Annotated in this window: 23 protein-coding genes; 12 read left to right on the top strand and 11 right to left on the bottom strand. The window is 63.8% G+C overall.

Annotated features, from left to right (window positions below):
* The gene (locus ACQK2M_RS08780) at window positions 1-1,116 is read left to right on the top strand and encodes a RuBisCO large subunit C-terminal-like domain-containing protein (RefSeq protein ID WP_425417477.1); all 1,116 of its coding nucleotides are present in this window, start codon (window positions 1-3) and stop codon (window positions 1,114-1,116) included.
* Here the strand turns inward: ACQK2M_RS08780 and ACQK2M_RS08775 are convergent.
* The 4 genes from ACQK2M_RS08775 to ACQK2M_RS08760 form a co-directional block, all read right to left on the bottom strand.
* The gene (locus ACQK2M_RS08775) at window positions 1,113-1,556 is read right to left on the bottom strand and encodes an RbsD/FucU family protein (RefSeq protein WP_425417476.1); all 444 of its coding nucleotides are present in this window, start codon (window positions 1,554-1,556) and stop codon (window positions 1,113-1,115) included. The two genes, ACQK2M_RS08780 and ACQK2M_RS08775, sit on opposite strands and share 4 nt — an antisense overlap.
* Window positions 1,557-1,631: 75 nt before the next feature.
* Window positions 1,632-2,678, bottom strand: coding sequence for a substrate-binding domain-containing protein (locus ACQK2M_RS08770; RefSeq protein ID WP_425417475.1), 1,047 nt, complete (start codon window positions 2,676-2,678; stop codon window positions 1,632-1,634).
* A gap of 32 nt (window positions 2,679-2,710) precedes the next feature.
* The gene (locus ACQK2M_RS08765) at window positions 2,711-3,790 is read right to left on the bottom strand and encodes an ABC transporter permease (RefSeq protein ID WP_425417474.1); all 1,080 of its coding nucleotides are present in this window, start codon (window positions 3,788-3,790) and stop codon (window positions 2,711-2,713) included.
* Entirely contained in the window at window positions 3,787-5,307 is a 1,521-nt protein-coding gene (locus ACQK2M_RS08760) for a sugar ABC transporter ATP-binding protein (RefSeq protein WP_425417473.1), read from the bottom strand. The genes ACQK2M_RS08765 and ACQK2M_RS08760 overlap by 4 nt, the downstream gene beginning before the upstream one ends.
* Window positions 5,308-5,438: 131 nt before the next feature.
* Between ACQK2M_RS08760 and mtnK the strand changes: the two genes are divergently transcribed.
* The gene (gene mtnK, locus ACQK2M_RS08755; protein ID WP_425417472.1) at window positions 5,439-6,704 is read left to right on the top strand and encodes an S-methyl-5-thioribose kinase; all 1,266 of its coding nucleotides are present in this window, start codon (window positions 5,439-5,441) and stop codon (window positions 6,702-6,704) included.
* Window positions 6,701-7,807 carry an S-methyl-5-thioribose-1-phosphate isomerase gene (gene mtnA, locus ACQK2M_RS08750; protein WP_425417471.1) on the top strand — a complete coding sequence of 369 codons (1,107 nt, stop codon included), beginning with the start codon at window positions 6,701-6,703 and terminating at the stop codon, window positions 7,805-7,807. Before mtnK ends, mtnA begins: the two co-directional genes overlap by 4 nt.
* 7 nt (window positions 7,808-7,814) lie before the next feature.
* Here mtnA and ACQK2M_RS08745 read toward each other — a convergent pair whose 3' ends face one another.
* Complete coding sequence (locus ACQK2M_RS08745; protein ID WP_223475737.1) at window positions 7,815-8,801, bottom strand: sugar-binding transcriptional regulator; 987 nt, start codon at window positions 8,799-8,801, stop codon at window positions 7,815-7,817.
* 84 nt (window positions 8,802-8,885) lie between these two features.
* On the opposite strand from ACQK2M_RS08745, the gene ACQK2M_RS08740 reads away from it, so the two are divergent.
* Window positions 8,886-10,937: a bifunctional aldolase/short-chain dehydrogenase gene (locus ACQK2M_RS08740; RefSeq protein WP_425417470.1), complete on the top strand. Its 2,052-nt coding sequence runs from the start codon at window positions 8,886-8,888 to the stop codon at window positions 10,935-10,937.
* A 42-nt stretch (window positions 10,938-10,979) separates the two neighbouring features.
* Here the strand turns inward: ACQK2M_RS08740 and ACQK2M_RS08735 are convergent, their stop codons facing one another.
* Complete coding sequence (locus tag ACQK2M_RS08735) at window positions 10,980-11,348, bottom strand: YegP family protein (protein WP_425417469.1); 369 nt, start codon at window positions 11,346-11,348, stop codon at window positions 10,980-10,982.
* Between the two features lie 347 nt (window positions 11,349-11,695).
* Between ACQK2M_RS08735 and ACQK2M_RS08730 the strand changes: the two genes are divergently transcribed.
* Entirely contained in the window at window positions 11,696-11,818 is a 123-nt protein-coding gene (locus tag ACQK2M_RS08730; RefSeq protein WP_425417468.1) for a hypothetical protein, read from the top strand.
* A gap of 42 nt (window positions 11,819-11,860) precedes the next feature.
* On the opposite strand, the gene ACQK2M_RS08725 is transcribed toward ACQK2M_RS08730, so the two are convergent.
* On the bottom strand, window positions 11,861-12,835 hold the full coding sequence (locus tag ACQK2M_RS08725; protein ID WP_425417467.1) for a zinc-binding metallopeptidase family protein: 975 nt from the start codon (window positions 12,833-12,835) through the stop codon (window positions 11,861-11,863).
* A gap of 164 nt (window positions 12,836-12,999) precedes the next feature.
* Between ACQK2M_RS08725 and ACQK2M_RS08720 the strand changes: the two genes are divergently transcribed.
* Genes ACQK2M_RS08720 through ACQK2M_RS08705 form a run of 4 tightly spaced genes read left to right on the top strand, consistent with a single transcriptional unit; the run spans window position 13,000 to window position 16,773 of the window.
* A complete protein-coding gene (locus tag ACQK2M_RS08720; protein WP_425417466.1) occupies window positions 13,000-13,839 on the top strand; it encodes an HAD-IIB family hydrolase in 840 nt (279 codons plus the stop codon).
* 4 nt (window positions 13,840-13,843) lie between these two features.
* Window positions 13,844-15,064, top strand: coding sequence for a glycosyl transferase (locus ACQK2M_RS08715; RefSeq protein WP_425417465.1), 1,221 nt, complete (start codon window positions 13,844-13,846; stop codon window positions 15,062-15,064).
* Between the two features lie 59 nt (window positions 15,065-15,123).
* Complete coding sequence (locus tag ACQK2M_RS08710; RefSeq protein WP_425417464.1) at window positions 15,124-16,557, top strand: alpha-glucosidase; 1,434 nt, start codon at window positions 15,124-15,126, stop codon at window positions 16,555-16,557.
* A gap of 18 nt (window positions 16,558-16,575) precedes the next feature.
* Window positions 16,576-16,773 (top strand): alpha-glucosidase C-terminal domain-containing protein, encoded by a 198-nt coding sequence (locus ACQK2M_RS08705; protein WP_425417463.1) that lies wholly within the window; start codon window positions 16,576-16,578, stop codon window positions 16,771-16,773.
* A gap of 3 nt (window positions 16,774-16,776) precedes the next feature.
* On the opposite strand, the gene ACQK2M_RS08700 is transcribed toward ACQK2M_RS08705, so the two are convergent.
* Window positions 16,777-18,486, bottom strand: coding sequence for a sugar phosphorylase (locus ACQK2M_RS08700; RefSeq protein WP_425417462.1), 1,710 nt, complete (start codon window positions 18,484-18,486; stop codon window positions 16,777-16,779).
* Here ACQK2M_RS08700 and ACQK2M_RS08695 point away from each other — a divergent pair.
* Complete coding sequence (locus tag ACQK2M_RS08695; protein WP_425417461.1) at window positions 18,473-18,637, top strand: hypothetical protein; 165 nt, start codon at window positions 18,473-18,475, stop codon at window positions 18,635-18,637. The genes ACQK2M_RS08700 and ACQK2M_RS08695 overlap by 14 nt on opposite strands.
* A gap of 39 nt (window positions 18,638-18,676) precedes the next feature.
* Window positions 18,677-19,831 carry a 6-phosphofructokinase gene (locus ACQK2M_RS08690; RefSeq protein ID WP_425417460.1) on the top strand — a complete coding sequence of 385 codons (1,155 nt, stop codon included), beginning with the start codon at window positions 18,677-18,679 and terminating at the stop codon, window positions 19,829-19,831.
* 7 nt (window positions 19,832-19,838) lie between these two features.
* Here ACQK2M_RS08690 and ACQK2M_RS08685 read toward each other — a convergent pair whose 3' ends face one another.
* From ACQK2M_RS08685 to ACQK2M_RS08675, 3 genes are all read right to left on the bottom strand, one after another.
* On the bottom strand, window positions 19,839-20,327 hold the full coding sequence (locus ACQK2M_RS08685; RefSeq protein WP_425417459.1) for a GFA family protein: 489 nt from the start codon (window positions 20,325-20,327) through the stop codon (window positions 19,839-19,841).
* A gap of 127 nt (window positions 20,328-20,454) precedes the next feature.
* Entirely contained in the window at window positions 20,455-20,955 is a 501-nt protein-coding gene (locus ACQK2M_RS08680) for a DUF1772 domain-containing protein (RefSeq protein ID WP_425417458.1), read from the bottom strand.
* Complete coding sequence (locus tag ACQK2M_RS08675; RefSeq protein ID WP_425417457.1) at window positions 20,880-21,611, bottom strand: NAD(P)-dependent oxidoreductase; 732 nt, start codon at window positions 21,609-21,611, stop codon at window positions 20,880-20,882. The genes ACQK2M_RS08680 and ACQK2M_RS08675 overlap by 76 nt, the downstream gene beginning before the upstream one ends.
* A 79-nt stretch (window positions 21,612-21,690) precedes the next feature.
* Between ACQK2M_RS08675 and ACQK2M_RS08670 the strand changes: the two genes are divergently transcribed.
* The gene (locus tag ACQK2M_RS08670) at window positions 21,691-22,281 is read left to right on the top strand and encodes a TetR/AcrR family transcriptional regulator (protein ID WP_425417456.1); all 591 of its coding nucleotides are present in this window, start codon (window positions 21,691-21,693) and stop codon (window positions 22,279-22,281) included.
* Window positions 22,282-22,283: the final 2 nt, after the last annotated feature.

Here is a 22,283-nt window from a genome sequence, read left to right as displayed (position 1 = left end):
ATGGAGCGCTTCACCGTCAGCTACCGGATCTTCGCCGGGTCCGAGAAGGAGGCCCGCGAACGCGCCGAAGGCATCGCCCTCGAACAGACCGTCGAAATCCCGGACGACATCGTGCCCGAGGGTTATATCCGCGACGAGATCGTCGGCCGGATCGAGCGCATCGAGGACGCCGGGCCCGGCATGTACGACACGGCGATCTCCTACAGCCCGGACAGCGCCGGGAACGACATCGTCCAATTGCTCAACGTGATCTTCGGCAATTCGTCGATCCAGAAGGGCATCAAGGTCATCGGTTTTGACCCCGGCGCGACGATCGCCGAACGGTTTTCCGGGCCGCGCTTCGGCATCGAGGGCGTCCGCAGCCTCGCCAACCGGCCGACAGGCGGCCTGATCTCGCCGGTCATCAAGCCGATGGGCTCGACCGCCGATGAACTCGCCGAAATCGCCTATCGCTGCTCGCTCGGCGGCGCGGATATCGTCAAGGACGACCACGGCCTCGCCAACCAGGCGATGGCGCCGTTCCGCGAGCGCGTCGAGAAGGTCTCCGCCGCCGTCGCGAAGGCCAACGCCGAGACGGGCGGCTCGTCGCTCTATTTCCCGAACCTCGCGGGTCCGGGCAGCGACATCGTCGCCAATGCGCGCTTTGCGAAACAATGCGGCGCCGGTGGCGTGCTGCTGATGCCGGGCCTGCACGGCTTCGGCGCGGTTCATGAACTGGCAAGCGACGCGGAGTTCGGCCTGCCCATCATGACCCATCCGAGCTTCCTCGGCCCCTATGTGCTATCGGAAGACACGGGCTTCACCCACGCCATGATGTTCGGCGTCCTGCAGCGCCTCGCCGGCTCCGACATCTCGGTCTTCCCCAATGTCGGCGGCCGTTTCGGCTTTTCCGCCAACGAATGCCGCTCGATCGCGGAAGCCTGCCGCGCGCCGGACGGCATCGGCAAGCCGATGTTCCCGAGCCCCGGCGGCGGCATGAGCGTCGAAAGGGCCGGCGACATGGTGTCCATGTATGGTGAAGACGTCGTCTACCTGCTCGGCGGGAGTCTTCTCCGCTACGGCGACCGTATCGCCGACGGCGTGCGCGCCATGCGCGAAGCCGTGGACGCGGCCTAGAAAATCACGCCCTTGCGCAGCACGAAACAGCCGAACGGGCGCGCCTCCGTCGTGGCCACGACGGCATAGGCCTTACGCGCATGCTGGTAGAAACCCTGCCGCTCGATTCCCTTGACCGCCGCGCCTTCCGGTTTCTCGCTGTCGATGACCGCCAGCGCCGCGCGATGCACGTCTCCAAGCTCGTCGGGTGAATTGTCGATCTCCATGCGCAGCGCGCAATAATCGGCAAAGCCGTCCAGCGGCATCAGCCCGGTGATCAGCCGTATCGCCTCCGGCGCATCGATGGCGGGCAACCGCACAACTGCGCCATTTACGGTATGCACCGCGGTGGACTCGGCCGGGTAGTTAGCATCGACGATGACGATTTCGTCACCATGTCCCATCCGCATCAGGCAATCCATGAGATCGGGCGTCATGCGCGGATCGATGGTTTTCAGCATGTGTCTCGCCTCCTTCGTGCAAGGGGCCGCTCGATGGCGGCCCCTTTTCTTTTCGTATTCGGTGCCTTGGCCGGCTCAGCGCGCCGGCAGCGGCATCCAGTCGGTCATGGCGACATCCGCATGAGCGAACTGCGGCATCTTGGCCGAAAGATCCTGCATGTTCTTGATGTCGTTCTCGTTGAGGAAGTCCTGCGTGATCAGCGTCGGCGGAACCACGACCTGTGCGCCCGGATCGCCACCCGTCAGCATGATGGCAAGCGCGCGCACGGAAACCTCGCCCACGACGGCGGGGTTCGTCGCCACGGTCGCGGCCCAGGCGCTGTCCGGCTCGCGCATCGCGGAGATGTCGGCGGTCGAGACGTCTGCCGAATAGATTTTCACGTCCTGCGAGAGACCCGCCTCGTCGACGGCGATCTTCACGCCCTTGGCGAACTCGTCATAAGGCGCGAAAAACACCGAGATGCCCGGATTGGCCTGCAGCACGGAGCGCGCCTGGTTGGCGTTGGAGTTGGCGATCGGGTTGTCCAGCGTTCCCATCTGGGCGACTTCGACGATACCCGGATTGGCTTCCTTCACTTCTTCCCAGGCGACGTGGCGGCGGTCGAGCGGCGCAATGCCCGGAACATAGACATAGCCGGCTTCCCACTCGGTGCCGTTGTCCTTGATGGCCTGCTCCAGCGCCAGCTTGCCGAGCAGGTAGTCCGACTGCTCGATCTGCGGGATCGCCTCGTTTTCGACATTCACGTCGAAGGCGACGACCTTGATGCCCGCATCGACGGCGCGCTGCGCCGCTTCCTTCATGGATTCGGTCAGGCCGTGCTGGATGACGATGCCGTCCACGCCGAGCGCGATTGCCTGGTCGACCATGTCGGCCTGGAGTGCTGCGTCCTGGCGGCTGTCGAAGACGCGCAGATCGACACCCAGCGCCTCGGCCTGGGACTCGACGCCCGACAGATAGGCCTGGAAGAAGTCGCCGGTCGAAAGATAACGCACCAGCGCGATCTTCACTTCGCCCGGATTGTCGAGCGGCGCGGGCATGTCCGCCGCGCGGACCGAAAGCCCGGTCGCGGCGACAGTCAGCCCGGCCATCATGGCCATGGCGGTTCTGCGGATGATTTTCATGTCATTTCCTCCCGTTGATATTTGACTGCGTGTTAGTGCCCTCCGGCTTTCCGGCCGGACAGCGAAAAGGTGAAGACCAGGGCGACCACGAGCACCGCGCCCTTGACGAAATCCTGCGTGTAATAAGGCGCGTTCATCATGGTCAGGCCCTGCAGCAGGATCCCGACGAACAGCGCGCCCATCGCGGTTCCGAAGGCGTTCGGCTTGGCCGCGCCCAGCACCGCGAAGCCGATCAGCGCCGCCGCCACCGCGTCCAGCAGCAGGTTGGTGCCCGACGCGATGTCGCCACGGCCGAGCCGCGCGGCAAGCAGCATGCCGCCAACCGAGGCGAGCACGCCGGAGAACATGTAGGCGACGATCTTGTAGGCGTTGACATTGGTGCCGGTCAGGCTCGCCGCGCGTTCGTTCGAGCCGATCGCATACATCAGCCGCCCATGCCGCGTCAGTTCGAGGAAGCCCCAGACGAGCACCCCGATGACCAGCAGGAACACGACCGAGATCGGCAGGAGATTGTCCAGCACGAGATCGAACCGGTGCCGGCCCATCTGCAGGAAGAAGGGCGAGAAGGTGCCGTTGGCCGTCGAGCCGTCCGGCAGCGTCATGCCGGTCGCGATGGAGCGGCCCTCGGTAGGAATGCGCTGCAGCCCGACCAGCAGGAACATCATGCCAAGCGTCGCCAGCAGGTCTGGCACCTTCGTCTTGACGATCAGCACGCCGTTGATGAAGCCGATGACCGCGCCCATGACGAGGCAGGCGACGATGGCGACGAAGGCCGACTGTTCCAGCACCACCATCACATAGGCCGACAGCATCATCGACGAGGTGGCGACCGAACCGATGGACAGGTCGAACCCGCCGACGACCAGCGTAAACGTCACGCCAAGCGCGAGGATGCCGGTGATCGCCACCGACTGGAAGATGAAGACCGCGCTGCGCGGGCTCGAGAAGCCGTCGGCGGCAAGGCTGAAGAAGATCACCAGTCCGACCAGCAGGCCGATGAAGCCGAAACGGATGGCGAAATCGATGGCGTTCCTCGACTGTGCGCCGTCCTTGCGGGCCGGCTTGCCCTCCTGCGCCACGGTTGCGTCCTTCTCGTTCAATGTCATGGTCATGCGGCCTGCACAGTCTGGTTTGCGGCCGCGAAACCGGCGACCGCGGTCAGGATGTCGTTCGGGTTGACGTTCTCGTTGCGGAACTCCGCCACGACGGCGTGTTCGGAGAACACGATGATGCGGTCGGCGATTTCCAGAGCCTCGTCCAACTCGGCCACCATCACCAGCGTCGCGCGATTGCCCGCCGTCTCGCGGATCTTGTGGCCGATATCGCGCCGGGCGCGAATGTCGACGCCCTGGAACGGTTCGTCGAGCACCAGCAGCCGGCATTGCTGCGCGAGCCAGCGCGCCAGCATCACCTTCTGCTGGTTGCCGCCGGAAAGCGTCGAAATGTCGTCGCGCTCGCTCTGGCAGACGATCGACAGCGCGTCGATCATCTCCCGCGCCTTCGCCCGCTCCGCGCCGCGATTGACGAAGGACAGCCCGGCATAACGGCGCAGGAAAGGCACCGTCATGTTGCGGGTGATGTCGAAGTCGCGGATGACCGCGTTGTTGGCGCGATCCTTCGGCGACATGAACACGCCCCGCGCGACCGCCTCGCCCGGCGATTTCGGCCGATAGTCCCGCCCGTCGAGGCGAATTGACCCGGCATGAACCGGATGCAGGCCGAAAAGCGCCTGCGCCAGCGCGGTCTTGCCGCTGCCGAGCAGCCCGGTGACCACGACGATCTCGTTTTCGCGCAGCGTCAGCGAGAAACTCTTCGCCGTCGGAATGAGCCGGATATCGCTCAGTTCGGCGACGGCCTTTCCTTGCTCGGGGACGACGATGCCGACATCGGTCATGCGATGCCCCAGCATGGCGTTCACCGCGCCTTCATAGTCCAGGCTCTCGCCCTCGAACACGCCGGAGATTTCCCCGTCGCGCATCGAGACGATACGGTCCGCGATGCGGCGGATGTCGGACATGCGGTGCGAGATGTAGAGCACGGCCACGCCCTCGGCACGCATCCGCTCGATATAGCTGAACAGCCTTTCCGCCTCCGAGGCGGAGAGCGACGAGGTCGGCTCGTCGAGGATGAGAAGCTTGGGATCATGCGACAGCGCGCGCGCGATGGCGATCAATTGCCGGTCCGCGATGCTGTAATCGGAAACCGGTCGGCGCACATTGACCGGCAGGTCCATGCGCCGCGCAATGTCCTCCGCCGCCTTGAACAGTTTCGACCGCTTCAACAGGAAACCGTAGGAATTCTCGGCCAGCCGGTCGATCATGAGATTGGAGGCGACATCGAGGTCGGGGATCACGCCGTCATTGATGTTCTGATGCACTGTGACGATGCCGGCGCGGATCGCATCGGCAGGTGTTTCCGGGCGGAATTCCGAACCGCTCAGCCGGATCGTCCCGCTATCCTTGGAATGCACGCCGCTGAGAATCTTGACGAGAGTCGACTTGCCGGCGCCGTTCGCGCCCATGAGCACGGTGACGGTTCCTGCCGGCAGATCGAGCGTGATATCCTTCAGGACGCGGTTGTCCCCAAAGGCTTTCTCGACCCTGTCGATACGGCATGCGGCTTCGTGCATTGTCTCCTCCCGAGACGATGAAAACAGGCTACATGACAAAAGTCAATGGATATTGACAACTGCATGAATTGACTTCACGCTGTGGTCAAAAGGCGCGCTTCGGCCGCCGGGAAATGGGAGGAATGCACGCGATGAGCTCGCAATACGAACCCCTCACACCCGAGACGCTTGGCGGCAGGCTGGCGCAGATCGGAGCGATTACGGACCGGCTCGGAACCGACCCGTCATCATGGACCGTCCGCGAGGTTGGCGACGGCAATCTCAACCTCGTCTTCATCGTCGAGGGCGGTGGCGACAGCGTCATCGTCAAGCAGGCCCTGCCCTATGTTCGCCTCGTCGGCGACAGCTGGCCGCTGCCGTTGAAGCGCGCCTTCTTCGAATATCACGCGCTGACCCGACAGGCCGCGCGCGACCCGGGCAGCGTGCCGGAAATCTTCCACTTCGACGAGGAGCAGGCGCTCATCGTCATGGAGCGCCTTCACCCGCACATCATCCTGCGCCAGCAGATGATGGCCGGCGAAAAGGTGAAGGATCTCGGCAAGGTGCTCGGCGCCTTCGCCGCGCGCACCGCCTTTCGCGGCTCCGACCTTTCCATGTCGGCGCCCGACCGCAAGGCCGATGTCGCGCTCTTCGCCGGCAATGTCGAACTCTGCGACATCACCGAGAACCTGGTTTTCACCGATCCCTATTTCGACGCGGAACTGAACCGCCACACGCCGGAACTCGACGGAATCGTCGCGGAACTGCGCGCCGACATCGACCTGAAGATTGCCGCCCAGCATCTCAAGCGCGCCTTTGCCGCGCGCTCGGAAACGCTTTGCCACGGCGACCTGCATACCGGCTCGGCAATGGTGACCGCCGACGAGGTGCGGGTGATCGACCCGGAATTCGCATTCTATGGACCGCTGGGTTTCGATGTCGGGATGCTGATCGGCAACTACCTGATGGCCTATTACGCCATGCCCGGCCACATCGTCGACGAGGCGGCACGGTCCGACTACAAGGACTGGCTTCTCGACGTCGTCGCGGAAACCTGGGAGACGTTCCGCGAGGAGTTTTCGACCCTATGGCGCACCGAACGCAACGGCATGCTCTATCCCGCGGCGCTCTACGAGGATCAGGGCCAGGGCTTCGCCGCCGAACAGGCGCTGCAGGAATTGCTGCACGAGATTTTCTGCGACCTGCTTGGCTTTGCCGGTGTCGAAATGCACCGCCGCATCCTCGGGCTCGCCCATATCGCCGAGCTTGACGAGATCGAGGACACGGCGCTGCGCGCCGCATGCGAGACGAAGGCACTGAGGCTCGGACGGCATCTGGCCGTGAACCGGGCCGGCTTCGCCGGCATGGACGCGGTGATCGCCATGGCGCGCGCAATCGACGAGGGAGACGGACGATGAAGGTTGACGGCACGCATTACCGCGCGATCTGGCGCGACGCCGACACGGGCGAGGTGATGATCCTCGATCAGCGCTGGCTGCCGCACAACTTCCACGTCGTGCCGCTGAAAACGCTGGACGAATTCGCGGTGGCCATCCGCGACATGTGGGTGCGCGGCGCGCCGCTGATCGGCGCGACGGCCGCTTATGGCGTGGCGGTCGAGATGGCGCGCGACGCCTCCGACGCCTCGCTCGACAATGCGTGGGACGTGCTGCACGAGACCCGCCCGACGGCCATCAACCTGCGCTGGGCGCTCGACGACATGCGAGAGCGGCTGCGCGGCGTGCCCGAAGCCGACCGGCCCGCGCTCGCCATGAAGCGCGCGGGCGAAATCGCCGACGAGGATGTCGAGACCAACCGCATGATCGGCGTTCACGGTCTCGAGATCATCCGCGAGATCGCGAAGACCAAGAAGCCCGGCGAGCCCGTCAACATCCTCACCCACTGCAACGCCGGCTGGATCGCGACCGTCGACTGGGGCACCGCGACCTCGCCGATCTACCAGGCCGTCGAGGCGGGCATTCCGGTTCATGTCTGGGTGGACGAGACGCGCCCGCGCAACCAGGGCGCACAACTGACCGCATGGGAACTCAACAGCCACGGCATCCCGCACCATCTCGTGGTCGACAATGCCGGCGGCCACCTGATGCAGCACGGCCAGGTCGATCTCGTCATCGTGGGCACCGACCGGACCACCGCGCGCGGCGACGTCTGCAACAAGATCGGCACCTATCTGAAGGCGCTCGCCGCCAGGGACAACGGCATCCCCTTCTACGTCGCCCTGCCCTCGACGACGATCGACTGGAACGTGGATGACGGCGTCAAGGAAATCCCGATCGAAAACCGCCACGAAAGCGAGGTCACCCGCGTCTTCGGCAAGCTGGAGGACGGCTCGGTCACCTCGGTGCAGATTTCGCCCGACGGCACGCCGGGCGAGAACCCGGCCTTCGACGTCACGCCTGCGCGCCTCGTCACCGGGCTGATCACCGAGCGCGGCGTTGCGGCGGCAAGCCGCGAAGGTCTTCTCGGCCTGTTCCCGGAACGTCAGACGACGGCCGCCTGATCCCGCGTCAGGCGGCTTCGGCCGCCGCCATGTCGAGCAGGCGGCGCGCCGCGCTCTGCCCCGTCACCAGATGCGTGACATAGCCGCCACGGATCGCCGAGATCATCGGCACAACCTTTTCCTCGCCGAGCGACACGAGCATACCCATTTCCTTGCCGCGCAGGTCTTCGAGGTCGACGCCCATCATACGCTCGTCGAGAGGGCCGGGCAGCGGATTGCCCGCCGCATCGATAAACCGGCCGCACAGAACCCCGGCCGCGCCGTGATCGACATACCAGTCCAGTTCCTCCGGCGTGGAGACCCCGCTGGAGACGATATGGCTGTCATGGTCGCAGGACCCGACCGCGAACAGCGACTTGTTGCAGGTCCGCGTCGCCTCGAGCTGCGCCGCGATGATCGGTTCCTTGCGCAGCACCGTCGCCACCTCCGCCGCGCTCAACACCGCCGGCACATGCAGGTTGAGGCATTTCGCGCCGAGCTTGCGCGCGACGTTGGAGGAGCACACCTCGGCGGAAAAGCCGTAGGGCGTCGACATCGATCCGACCAGCTGCAGCACCGTCAGGCCGGGAATGACCACTTCCTCGATATTCTCGGCGATGTCGTAGATGGTCTTGCCCCAGGCGACACCGAGCCGATCCCCCGGCGCGACGAGGGAGGGCAGCCAGTCGGCCGCGCCGCGCGTCACCCGCGCGAACTGCTCGTCCGGCCCGCCGGTTCCGTCGGGCAGGACATAGGCCGCGCGCAGCCCGAAGACGCTGCACAATTCGCAGGCCAGGCGGTGATTGGTGAAAGCTTCCGGCGCAAGCGAGATGTGAATGAAGCCGCGCTCACGCGCTTCCTGCAGGTAGTTGACCACCGTCGCGCGCGACACTTTGAGGCGGTTGGCGATCTCGTTCTGGTTCAGGCCGTCATGGTAGTAGAGCCACGCGGCCTCGACCACGATATCCTCGCCGCTGATCTGCCCCGAAGCCCTTCTTGTCGATATCGACGGCATCGTCAAAACCTCGCTTTTTCAATATTTGACATATGGCGCTGACATTTGTCAAAAAGGATCGCTGACCGAGGAGGACGAAACACCATGCGGCACAATCTGTGGAATGACGAAAAGGCATCGCAATTCACGGCGGCCGCGAGCGATACGCCCGCCGACCAGGCGCTTGCCCTCAGGGTTTATTCCTCCCGCCTCATCGGTTCCGATCCCGATCTCGTCATGCATGGCGGCGGCAACACCTCGGTCAAGGTGACCCGCCGCAACATCCACGGCGATGAAATCCGGGTCCTCCACGTCAAGGGAAGCGGCTGGGATCTCGACACGATCGAGGCCCCCGGCCTGCCGGGCGTCGCGATGGACCCGCTGATGCGGCTGCGCACCCTCGACAGCCTCTCCGACGAGGACATGGTCAATATCCAGCGCTCGAACCTGCTCGATTCCTCCGCGCCCAATCCGTCCGTCGAAACGCTTCTGCATGCCTATCTGCCGCATACCTTCGTCGATCACACCCACGCCACCGCCTTTCTCGCCCTCGCCAACCTTCCCGAAGCCAAGGACGCCATCCGCGAGATCTTCGGCGAAAAGGCTGCCATCGTTCCCTACATCATGCCGGGCTTCGCACTGGCGAAGAAGGCCGCCGAAATCTTCGAGGCCGATCCGTCCGTCGAATGCATGGTGCTGCTCAACCACGGCCATTTCACCTTTGGCGAGACGGCGAAGGAAAGCTACGACCGGGTCATCGACCACACCAACCGGGTCGAGGAATGGCTCGCCGGGCGGACCGGCGGACGCACCTTTTCCTGCACGGTCGGACGCAATCGTCCGGCGACGGCGGACGTCCTGCCCACGCTGCGCGGCGCGATCGGCGCGGCGCGGCGCGACCATGCCGGCGCGGGCGCCGCCCTGCCGGTGGTCGATCTGCGCATGAGCGACACCATCGACGAATTCCTGGCACGCGGCGATCTGGCAGAACTGTCCGGACGCGGCGTCGCGTCGCCCGACCATGTCATCCGCACCAAGGGCCGTCCGCTGGTTCTCAGGCAGGACCGGCTCGACGCCAACGCCATCGCGGCGGCGGTGGCCGAATACACGGACGCCTACAAGGCCTATTTCTCCAGCCAGTCGAAGCGCATCGGCGGCGGCAAGACCATGCTCGACCCCTCGCCCAACGTCGCCTGGATCGAAGGCGTCGGCATCGCGGGCATCGGAAAGGACGCGGCCTCGGCCGCTGCGGCCGCCGACATCGCCGAGCAGACCGTCGAGGTCATGACGCTTGGCGAGGCCGCCGGAGGTTTCCACCCGATCGGGACGGACGACCTCTTCGACATGGAATACTGGTCGCTGGAACAGGCCAAGCTGGCGAAATCGAAACCGAAAGCCTTCGGCGGACGGGTCGTGATGGTCACGGGCGGCGGCGGCGCCATCGGCCTCGCCACGGCGAAGGCTTTTGCCGATCTCGGTGCCGACATCGCCCTCGTGGACTACAGCGCCGAGGCGCTCAACACGGCCGTCGCCACGCTCGGCGGCTCCGCCTTCCCCGTCCAGGTCGACCTCACGTCGGCAAACGGGCCTGCCGATGCCGTTGCCCGCACGGCCGCCCGGTTCGGCGGGCTGGATATCGTCGTGTCCAATGCCGGCGCGGCGCTTCAGGGCATGATCTGCGATCTCGACGAGGCGGAGTTCCGGCGCAGCTTCGAACTCAATTTCTTCTCGCACTTCGCGCTCGCGCGCGCCGCCGTCGAAATGTTTCGCACGCAGGGCGCGGGCGGGCAGCTGCTGTTCAACGTCTCCAAGCAGGCGGTCAATCCGGGCAAGGGCTTCGGCGCCTATGGCCTGCCGAAGGCCGCGACCTTCTTTCTCGTACGGCAACTCGCTTTGGAACTGGGACCGGAAGGCGTCCGGGTCAATGGCGTCAATGCGGACCGGATCCGCTCCGGCCTCCTGACCGACGATTTCATCGTCAAGCGCGCCGAGGCGCGCGGCGTGAGCGTGGACGACTATATGGCCGGGAACCTGCTTCACGCCGAGGTCGAGGCGCGCCACGTGGCAGACGCCTTCGTCGCACTGGCCCGCGCAGAGCGGACCACCGCGCATGTCATGACGGTCGATGGCGGCAATATCGAAGCGGCCCTGCGCTGAAGAAAGAGCGGCCCGGCCAAACCGGGCCGCAAACGGTTCCGATCAGCTCTCGTCTTCGACAGCCGCGTCCGGGCTGTTCTTCGAGACGCTTTCCGCGCAGCCGATCGCGTTGCGCTTGTCGGTATAGGTCTCCGACCGCACCATCGTTTCACCATTCGACGCGACAAAGCGGTTGTAGAACTGCCCGTCCTTCGAGCCGGCGATCTCCCAACGATAGCCGGAGCCTTCCTCCTCTTTCGTCAGGTCGACGATCGGTGCGCCCGGCGTGTTCTTCTTCATCGAGTCGATGCAGTTCTGGGCGCTCGACTTCGACTTGTAGCTCTCCGACCAGACCATGATTTCGGAGTTGTACAGGAACTGGACGCCGAACTGGCCCCCTTTGCGTTCCACGATCTTGAACTTGTGGGGCATGCATTTCTCCTCAATGAATTTCGGACGGCCAGATTAGGTGAGTCGGCCGGTTCGGCAAGTCATTACGGCCATGTTCCTTGCCCAAGTCCACGAAATTCTTCGAAAAAGCGGCCGATCCCGATACTGCCAAGCTTTGGGCAGCGATTTGCCGCCACGGAACCAAACGCCGGTTTCAAGGATCGCCGAAGACCATTATGGTTGAGTGACGTCCCTCCGGGACACATTCGCCGTCCGCAAGGAGAAAGAGCATTCTGAAGTTTTTTGATTTCAACGACCCGTTTTTCAAGCCGCTCTGGATCAGGATCGCGGTAGTCGTCGCCCCGGCGCTCTGGGCCGTTGTCGAACTGATGACCGGCCAGACCTTCTGGGGCGTTCTGTTTCTCGCCATCTCGGCCTTGGCGTTCCACGGACTTTTCATCGCCTTCAACCCGCGCGAGCCGGAGACCGCCCCGGACAAGGAAGCGGACTGACCGGACGCGCAACGCCTCATCGCTCTGCCGCGGACGGCAATCCTAGGCCGCGTTGCCCCGCATCCAGCGGTGGACGAAGGCCAGTTTCTCGCGGATGACCGGCGTGAGAACGAAGGGATAGATATCCTGGAGACCTATCGAGCGATTGACGTGATTGAGCGCTATGCCAAGCCCCGCGCCGATCGTGATCAGCCGCTCGGAATCGGCCTCCTCATAGGCGTCGTAATCCGGGCCCGTGACGTCCCGGTTCGAGAGGCCCGCAGCCGCGAAACTGTCGGTAATGTCGGTCAGATGCAGCAGATGCGCAAAGGTCTCGGCCCAGTCCTCGTGCGGATGGCTCGACGCATAGGGGCTGACATGGTTCTGGTTCCAGTCCGACGGCGGCCCATCGCGATAATGCCGCTCGAGCGCCTCCGAATAGTCCATCGTTTCGTCGCCGAACAGCATTCGGAACCGCTCGGTGAAGCCATATTGCGGGGCGAGCCGCTTGAAGAAGAAGAAATGACCGAGTTCGTGGCGGTAATGGCCGATCATCGTGCGCAGCCTTTCGCCGAGATCGGAGCGCCTTTGCGAGCGCTCGACTTCGTCGGCCTCCGCGACATTGATGGTCACCACGCCATCCGCATGTCCCATCGTGACGGGAACGCTGCCGTGCGTGGTGCTTTCCGAAAGAAGGTGAAACTCCGGTCTCGGGCCCTCATCCGACGACGTGAACCAGCCCCAGCGCGCGAGATTGGCGAGCGCCCAGCGCTTCGCATGTTCGCTTTCGGCCCACAAAGCGCTGTTCTCGCCATGGAACGTGTCCGGGATCACCGTCGTCATCTCGCAGGACCGGCAAAGCGCGCCGTCGGAGGAAACCGCCCAATTGCACGAGATCTTGTCCCTGTTGGCGCATCCCGCCGACAGCGGAATGAAGAGGTCGGCGTCGGGATCGAAGGCGACCGCCGCTCCACAGCCGCAAAAGAGGCTTTCGAAGGCGATCAATTCCCCGCAGACAGGGCAACTATGGATTTTCAAGATCGTTCTCCTGTCACCGGACCCGGATGGTCCGGCCTTGCGTCGGTCACCGCCATGCGGTCCACACGCCACGCATAACACGGCGAGAGGCCTGACGGTTCCCTTTCGTCCGCGTTTCGCGAATAAGCGCTTTCCCGACAATCGGCGGCACGGTAACAAGAAGCATGACCGGTTCACGGCGCATGCCTGCCCACTCCGCCCCGCACCTTATCGTCTTTTCCGATCTCGACGGCACGCTGCTCGACCACGAGACCTATTCCTTCGATCCCGCCCGCCCCGCGCTCGGCGAACTCGCAAAGCTCGGCATCCCGCTTGTCCTCGCCAGCTCGAAGACCGCTGCCGAAATCGCGGATCTGCGCGCAGAGATGGGCTTCGCGCATTGCCCCGCGATCGTCGAAAACGGCGCCGGCATCCTCGAACCCGAAGGACAGGATGGAACGCCGGACGACGACACTGTCCATCGCCGGCTGCGCACCGCGCTCGACGGCCTGCCCGCCGATCTGCGCGGCGACTATACCGGCTTTTCCGACTGGTCCGTCGAAGACGTGGCCGCGCGGACGGGGCTCGCGCCCGATGCCGCCAAGAAAGCCGCCGCACGGCGCTTCTCCGAACCCGGCCTGTGGACGGGCACCGAGGCCGGGCGCGCCCGGTTCGAGGCCGAACTTGAAAAAAGCGGCATCACGGCGCGTCAGGGCGGCCGCTACCTCACCCTCTCCTTCGGCGCCACCAAGGCCGCGCGCATGCGCGAGATCGCGGGCCGCTACGCGTCGGACGGTGACCTCCCGCGCATGATCGCGCTGGGCGATGCGCCGAACGACATCGAAATGCTCGAAACGGCGGATATCGGCGTGATCGTGACAAATCCGCACGGCGCGGCGCTTCCCGCGCTGTCGGGCGAGGCCGAAGGACGAATTCGCCGCACCGCAAAATCCGGTCCGACCGGTTGGAACGAATCCGTTCTGCGGATAATTGATGAGATGCGGACAGCCAGCGGAGCGCGATAACGACATGGCGGACTTTCACCAGAACGGCCACGTGGCCACGCTTCACAATCTTCGCGCCGACAATACCGGCACGCTGGAACGCGAACTGGAGGTCCTGTCGGCACACCGCAAGATCACGCTGATCCTGCCATCCCTGTTTTCCGAACTGGAAGGCCCGGCGCTTGCCAATATCGTCAAGGAACTTTCCGGCGCGCGCTTCATCTCCAACATCGTCATCGGCCTCGACCGCGCCAACGAGGCGGAATACCGCCACGCCCGCGAATTCTTCTCGGTCCTTCCGCAGCCGCATTCAATCCTCTGGAACGACGGCCCGCGCCTCAAGGCGATCGACACGCGGCTCAAGGAAGCCGGCCTTTCGCCGGAGGAACCCGGCAAGGGGCGCAATGTCTGGTACTGTATCGGCTACACGCTCGCGCGTCGCGATTCCGACGTTGTGGCGCTGCACGACTGCGACATCGTCACCTATTCGCGCGAGATGCTGGCACGGCTGATCTATCCGGTCGCCAACCCGGCCTTCTCCTACCTCTTCTGCAAGGGATTCTACGCGCGCTATGCGGGCGGCAAGATGAACGGCCGGGTCAACCGGCTGCTCGTCACCCCGCTCCTGCTGTCGCTGGCCAAGACGGTCGGGCACCGCGACTACCTGACCTATCTCGCCGCCTTCCGCTACCCTCTTGCCGGCGAATTCGCCATGCGCACCGCGATCCTGCCGGATATCCGCATTCCGTCCGACTGGGGGCTGGAGATCGGCGTCCTGTCCGAAGTCTGGCGCAATCTGTCGACCCGCCTCGTCTGCCAGGTCGAGATCGCCGACGCCTATGATCACAAGCACCAGCCGCTGTCGCAGGAAGACCCGCAAAAGGGCCTGTCGCGCATGTCGATCGACATCTGCAAGGCGCTGTACCGCAAGCTCGCCACCGACGGCACGATCTTCAGCCAGGAGACTTTCCGCACCATCAAGGCGACCTATTACCGCGAGGCACTGGACATGATCGAGGCCTATTACAACGACGCCCGCATGAACGGCCTCCACATCGACCGCCATTCGGAGGAACGTGCCGTCGAGCTCTTTGCCTCCAACATCGTCGAGGCCGGCCAGACCTTCCTCGACAATCCGATGGAAACGCCCTTCATTCCCAACTGGAGCCGCGTCCAGGCCGCCGACCCCGACCTGATGCGCGACCTCGTCGAGGCCGTGAAGGCGGACGACGCGGAATTCGGCTGAGGCCGCCGACGCAGTTACAGACCGACGCGTTTCATCTCTGGCGCCGCCAAAGGACCCTCATGACACGCAAACCCTACCGCGACGATCTGCAATGGTGGAAGTCATCCGCCATCTATCAGATCTATCCGCGCAGCTTCTGCGACTCGAACGCAGACGGTATCGGCGACATCCCGGGCATCATCTCGAAACTCGATTATCTCGCGGATCTCGGCATCGGCGCGATCTGGCTGTCCCCGGTCTACACATCGCCGATGGAGGACAATGGCTATGACATCGCCGACTATCGCGACATAGCGCCGGAATTCGGCACGCTGGCCGACATAGACAGGCTGATCGCCGAGGCCGCGGAGCGCCATATCGGCATCGTCATGGATCTCGTGGTCAATCACACCTCCAGCGACCACGCGTGGTTTGCCGAGGCGCGGTCCTCCCGCGAAAACCCGAAACGCGACTACTATATCTGGCGCGACCCCGCCCCCGACGGCGGCCCGCCCAACACGCTGCGCTCCTATTTCGGAGGGTCCGCCTGGGCGTTGGACGAGGTGACCGGCCAGTACTATCTGCATCTGTTCGCGCCGGGCCAGCCGGATCTCAACTGGGAAAATCCGGACCTGCGAGCCGAGATATACGCCATGATGAACTGGTGGCTCGACCGCGGCATCGCCGGCTTTCGGATGGACGTGATCGACCTGATCGGCAAGGAACCCAACCGGCAGATCCTCAACAACGGCCCGCGCCTGCACGACTATCTGAAGGAAATGCACCGGGAGACGCTGGCGGGCCGCAACGTGCTCGCCGTCGGAGAAACCTGGGAAGCGACACCTGAAATGGGTGTCCTCTTTTCAGGCCGCTCCAGCAAAGAATTGTCCATGGTCTTCCAGTTCCAGCATGTGACCTGCTTCTGGGGCGACGCGGGCAAATGGGATCCTAAACTCTTCGATCTCGTGCTCTTCAAGAAGGCCCTGAACGATTGGCAGCGCGCACTCGCATCCGATGGCTGGAACTCGCTGTTCATCTCGAACCACGACCTGCCCCGCGCCGTATCGCGCTACGGCGACGTCACGGACCACTGGCGCGAGTCGGCCACGGCGCTTGCCACGGTCAACCACCTGATGCGCGGGACACCCTATGTCTATCAGGGCGAGGAAATCGGCATGACGAATGCCGGCTTCACCGCGATCGACCAGTATCGCGATGTCGAAACGCTGAATCACTACGAGGAAACGGTTGCGGATGGCGGAGACCCGAAGGCCTTTCTGGCCGGCGCCGCCGCAAATGGCCGCGACAACGCCCGCACGCCGATGCAATGGACCGCAGGAAAAAACGCCGGCTTCACGGCCGGTGTTCCGTGGATCGAGGTGAACACGAACCACGCGACGATCAATGTCGAGGCGCAGACCGGCGACAAGAAATCCGTTCTGGCCCACTACCGCACGCTGATCGCTCTTCGGCGGAGCCACAAGGTCATATCTCTGGGCGACTACACTCCCTAGCTGGAAGACGATCCTCGATTGTTCGTCTTCGAGCGGCGTCTCGATGACACGCGGCTTGTCGTCGTCTGCAATTTCTCCGGCGAACCGACGGAGTTTCCTGTGCCGCAGGACCTCGAGACTTCGGGAGAATGTGTCGTTTTCAACCACACGCCACGCGACCGGGTCGCGGGCACGATGCATCTCGCGCCTTGGGAGGCTTTCGCGGTTCTCGCCTGAGGCCTATCCCCGGTTCGAGATCCACCGGCACTGATAGGGCGCGAAGATGATGTCGCCGCGCGCCGGGTCGATCGCCTCGCCCGACAGCAAATCCTTCCATGCCATGCCGGTGATCAGGTTGATCGACACCGCCGGGATGGAGATTTCCTCGTTGGTGACATTGTGGATCGCGAAGATCGACTGGTCGCGGTCGAGGCTCTGGCGCCAGAAGCCGAACAGCTTGTCACCGAATTGCAGCGTGAACTGCGTCGCGTTCGGGTGGAACGCCGTCTGGCCCGCCCGCAGGATAATCCGGCGCTTCAGTTCCGCCAGCACGCGCGCATGTGTCGTTTCCGGATCGTCCAGCAGACCGCGCAGTTCCTCGTAATCCCAGCGCTTCCTGTTGATCGCCCGGTTGTGCCCGGTCTTTTCCACGCCCTCGTGGTCGTTGCCGGTGCCCAGCAGCGAATGCACATAGAATGCCGGAATGCCTTCCAGTCCCATCATGATGGTCTGGCTGGCGATGAAGCGTTCGAACTGCCATTCGTCGGGCCCGTCCACCGTTCCCTTCATCGCCTCGTAATAGGCGATGTTGAGTTCGTAGGCCCGGCGCGTCCCGTCGGGCATGGCGCGCATCGAGACCAGACCGCCGAAACGCTGCACCGTGGCGATCACGCTGTCGATCTCGTCCTCGGAAAGAAGGCCCTCGGCCGGCCGCATGCCGATCCCGTCATGCGAGGCGCTGAAGTTCAGATAGGCACAGCCAAGCTGCGCCGGCGGCATCGCCATCTGCCAGGTGTTGAGATAGCGCGAGGTGCCGTTCAGCAGCGCATGCAGCATCAAGGGCGGCAGCGAGAAATTGTAAATCGCATGCGCCTCGTTGCGGTTGCCGAAATAGGAGAGGTTCTCCGCGTTCGGCACATTCGTCTCCGTCAGGAGCACGATGCGTTCCTCGGCATAGTCGCACAACAGCCGCATCAGCCGCACGATGGCATGGGTCTGCGGCAGGTGGATGCAACTCGTGCCGATTTCCTTCCAGACGAATGCGACAGCATCGAGCCGGACGATGCGCACGCCATTGGCCACATGCAGGCGCATGATCCGGATCATGTCCACCAGCACGTCCGGATTGGCGTAGTTCAGGTCGATCTGGTCATAGGAGAAGGTGCACCAGACATGGCGCTTGCCGTTCGGCGTTTCGACCTCGCGCAGCAGGTCGTGGGCGCGCGGACGCACCACGCTGCGGAGATCGTCCTCAGGCGAGGCCTCGAAGAAATAGCGGTCATAGGGCTCGTGGCCCTGCAGATATTCGTTGAACCATTTCGACTGCGCCGACATGTGGTTGAGCACAAGATCCGACATCAGCCGGAAATGCTCGCCGATGCGGTTCACATCGGCCCAGTCGCCGAGCGCAGAGTTCACCTGCTCGTAATCGGTAACCGCGAAGCCGTCATCCGAGGTGAAGGGAAAGAACGGCAGGATATGCACGCCGGTAATCGCGTCGGCGAGATAGCGGCGAAGGAAGTCGTGCAGCAGGTCGAGCGGCTTGTGCTGGCCGTCGATCACCGTGTTGCCATAGGTGATGACCACGGAGTCCTTCTGGGACCACAACGTGTTGCCCGGCGGACGGACGCGTTGACGCGGCCCGCGACCGTCGGGCCAGAAGGCCTCGATGATCCTCCGCGCCAGATGCGCGGCATCCTCGTCCGGATAGATTTCCTTGACGAGCGACACCAACCGCGCCCGCAACTGCGAATTGACAGCGATCATCCGTCCCGCAAACCCTGGTGTCGCACTGCACAAAAATCCATCGTGCCCTGATTTTGACCTCGAACGCAAGAGCGGTTTGAAAAAGGCGAAACAAATCGATTTAAAGACGACCTGACTTGCTCTAACATTGCGGTCATGAAACGAGGAGGTCGACATGCATCTGGGTATCCTGACCGGCGGCGGAGACGTTCCGGGCTTGAACTCCGCCATCAAGGCCGTGGTGAACGAGGCGTTCGCGCGCGGCTGGACAGTCACCGGCTTTCGCTGCGGCTGGGCCGGTCCCGTTGAGACCGATCCGCTCGATCTCGAAGCCACCGCCGCCCACCGCCAGGAACTGACGCCGGATTTCGTGCGGTCGATCAACCGCTCGGGCGGCACGATCCTGCATTCGTCGCGCACCCGCCCGTCGCGCATGAAGGCCGCCGATCTGCCCGGCCACGTGAAGAAGACCGCCCCGCATGCCGATGAAGGCTATGTCGACGCGACCGATCATGTCCTGTCGGTCATCGATGCGCTGAAGATCGACGTCCTGATCGCGATCGGCGGCGACGACACGCTGTCCTACGCCGCCGAACTGCACGAGCGCGGCGCGCCGACCATGTGCATCCCGAAGACCATGGACAATGATGTCTTCGGCACCGACTACTGCATCGGCTTTTCCACCTGTGTCACCCGCTCCGTCGAGATGATCGCCAATCTGCGCACCACGGCGGGAAGCCATGAGCGTTTCCTGATCGTCGAGATGTTCGGCCGCAATTGCGGCATGTCGGCGCTCGGCGCCGGTTACCTCTCCGACGCGGATCGCACGCTCATCGCCGAGGTTCCGTTCGAGATGGAGCGGCTGGCCGAATTGCTGAGCCGCGACCGCGCCGCCAACCCTTCCAATTACACGGTCTGTATCGTCTCCGAAGGCGCGATGGAGAGCGGCGGCCGTATCATCGAGAAGGGCGAGGCCGACGCCTATGGCCACAAGAAGCTCGGCGGCATCGGCGAACATATCGGCGTCAGCCTCAAGGATCTGACCGGCACCGACATGATGATCCAGAATCTCGGTTATCTGCTGCGCTCCGGCCCGCCGGACGCCGTTGACCTGACCGTCGCCAAGAATTTCGGCACCATGGCCGTCCACCTGATCGAGGAAGGCCGCACCGGCCTGATGATGTCCATCCGGGATGGCCACTACACCACCCAGCCCGCCAACATCTCCACGCAGGGCGAACACCGGGTCAATGTCGCGTCGATGTATGATCCGGAAAACTACCGGCCGAAGATTTCGAAGGTCGAGGGCTCGACGCTCTATCTGCGCTAGCGCGCGGTCACGCCTCGCCGATCACGTGATGGCATTCGAAGACCAATGGCGCGATCGGTGATCCGTCATTGGTCGCCGCGTGTTCGCCGAATGTGTTGAATCCCGCCGGTATGACGGTGCCGACCTGCGCCACGTCGAGGAATATGTGCTTGGCATTTTCGGGTGAGCGCTCGAACCAGTTCGGATTGTCGAATGTGCCGCCAAACACGCCGGCGACAGCAGGAAATCGCTCGAATGTCATGAAGAGCTTCGTCCCGCAATTCTCGCAGAAATGGATATGGACTATCTTGCCGCTGCCCTCGGAACGATGATCATAGGTCCTCGGCTTTCCGGCAGTCACCGTGAATGCGTCCTTGTCGAAGATCGGTTCCACGAGATAGGCGCCGCCCGTGCCCCGCTGGCAGAACCGACAATGACAAAAGGTCACCCGCATCGGTTCGGTTGAGACGGCATAAGAAACCATTCCGCACAGGCAACGGCCGTTTTCTATGGTCATCATGGAACTCCTTGGTTGGCTGATGAGCGTAGCGGGAATTCGGCGACCGACCTAGCGCCCATTCAACGAAACAAGGCGCCCATTCGAAACCGACGAGGCGCCCTTTTCATCGTCGATGAGGCATGGATCATGCGGCATTGCCTGCAAGCAGCATCGCTCCAACGAGGTAGCAGATCGCGGCGCCTGCAGACCCTGCGGTGCGCAAATGGTTCAGAGCCGTCCATCTCTGCCCGTAATGGGCCCAGTATCCAAACCCCGCACTCTCCGTCAGTTCCAGCGCGTCGAGCCGCTTGTTCATCGGCACATTGCCGGCCGCGGTCACTGCGAAAACGCCGATAATGTAAAGCGCCGCACCGGCGACCAGCCACGCACCCGCCGCGCCGGTGGCCGAAACCGCGCCATAAGCCGCGATGGCGAGCGAGGCCGGCACCATGCCGAGCAGCAGCACCATGAAAACCGAGCGGTAGACCTTGCGGTTGATCTCCTGCATCGCCTCCATGCCGGCCACCGGTGCCGAAGCGACAAGCGAACGCATCACGAAGTCCGAAAACGTCAGGAAGACGCCCGCGACGAGCCCCGTGGCGACGGACGCCGCCGCGAGCACCCAGGGAAAGATTTGATCGACCATTGTTCTGTCCTTTCCGGTGATTGATGTAAGTTGGAGATGCCGACGGCGCGGCGCATATAGGTCGCGTCGCAAAGCTGCCGGGTGAGGAAGGCAGCGATATCGGCGCGCGGGATCGTCAGTTTCAGCGTGCGCAGCTCCGGGCCGAAATTCTCCCGGAAACCGCCTCGCGCCGGACCGTCCGCGAAAGCGCTCGGGCGCACGATGGTCCAGTCGAGCCCGCTGGCACGCACCAGCTTTTCCTGCAGTTCGTGATCGAGGAAGACCGGCCGCAGCAGCAGGCCGAACATGATCCGTTGCCAGAAGAAGTTCAGGTTGCTCCAGCTCTCATGCGCGCCCAGCCTCGACTGGCAGATCAGCCGGCGCACGCCATGCGCATGCATCGCCTCGATGACGTTCATCGTGCCCTGCGAACGGATCACGCTTTTGCGCGACATTCCGGCGCCCAGCGTAATCACCACCGCATCGTGACCGCGCACCGCATCCGATACCGAGGCCGGATCCAGCGCGTTGCCCGCGAACAATCCCAGTTTCGGATCGTCGATACCAAGCGATCCCGGCCGACGAGCAAAGGCCGTGACTTCGTGCCCCTCCTTCAACATGGTTTCGACGGCGAGCCTTCCGATTGTGCCGGTGGCGCCGAAGACGATGACTTTCATGATCCGGTCCTTTCCAGGTTTTTCACAACTTGACACCGCGTCAAGTTGACATGGCGTCAATTAGAGTTACCTTGACACCATGTCAAGTGAAAAACCCGATACGAGAACCCGCATCCTCGATTCCGCCTGGAAACTTCTGGAATCCGGCACTGGCGGCGAGGTCCGCATGTCGGATATCGCCCGCGCCGCCGGCATCAGCCGCCAGGCGCTGTATCTCCATTTTCCAAAGAGGGCCGAACTGCTGGTCGCGACGACCCTGCATGTCGACGCGGTCAAGAATGTCGACGCCCGTCTCGCCGCGAGCCGCGCCGCAACCGGCGGCGTCGAACGCCTCGACGCGTTCATCGAGGCCTGGGGAAACTACATCCCCGAGATCTACGGTGTCGGAAGGGCGCTAATGGCCATGCAGGAGACCGACGCGGAAGCCCGCCACGCCTGGGAAAGCCGCATGCAGGCCGTGCGCGAAGGTTGCGAGGTCGCCGTCAGGGCGCTCGAACGCGACGGCGTTCTGTCACCGGACCATCCGGGCAAACGCGCGACGGACCTGCTGTGGACGCTTCTGTCGGTGCGCAACTGGGAACAGCTCGTTCGCCAGTGCAGCTGGACGCAGGAAGACTATGTCGAATCCATGAAACGGACCGCCCGCCAGGCCCTTGTGCGGCAGGCGTGAGC

Origin of the sequence: Oricola indica (assembly GCF_965227485.1) — a bacterium.
Taxonomy (GTDB): domain Bacteria; phylum Pseudomonadota; class Alphaproteobacteria; order Rhizobiales; family Rhizobiaceae; genus Oricola; species Oricola indica.
This window is presented reverse-complemented; position numbering and strand designations above follow the sequence as displayed.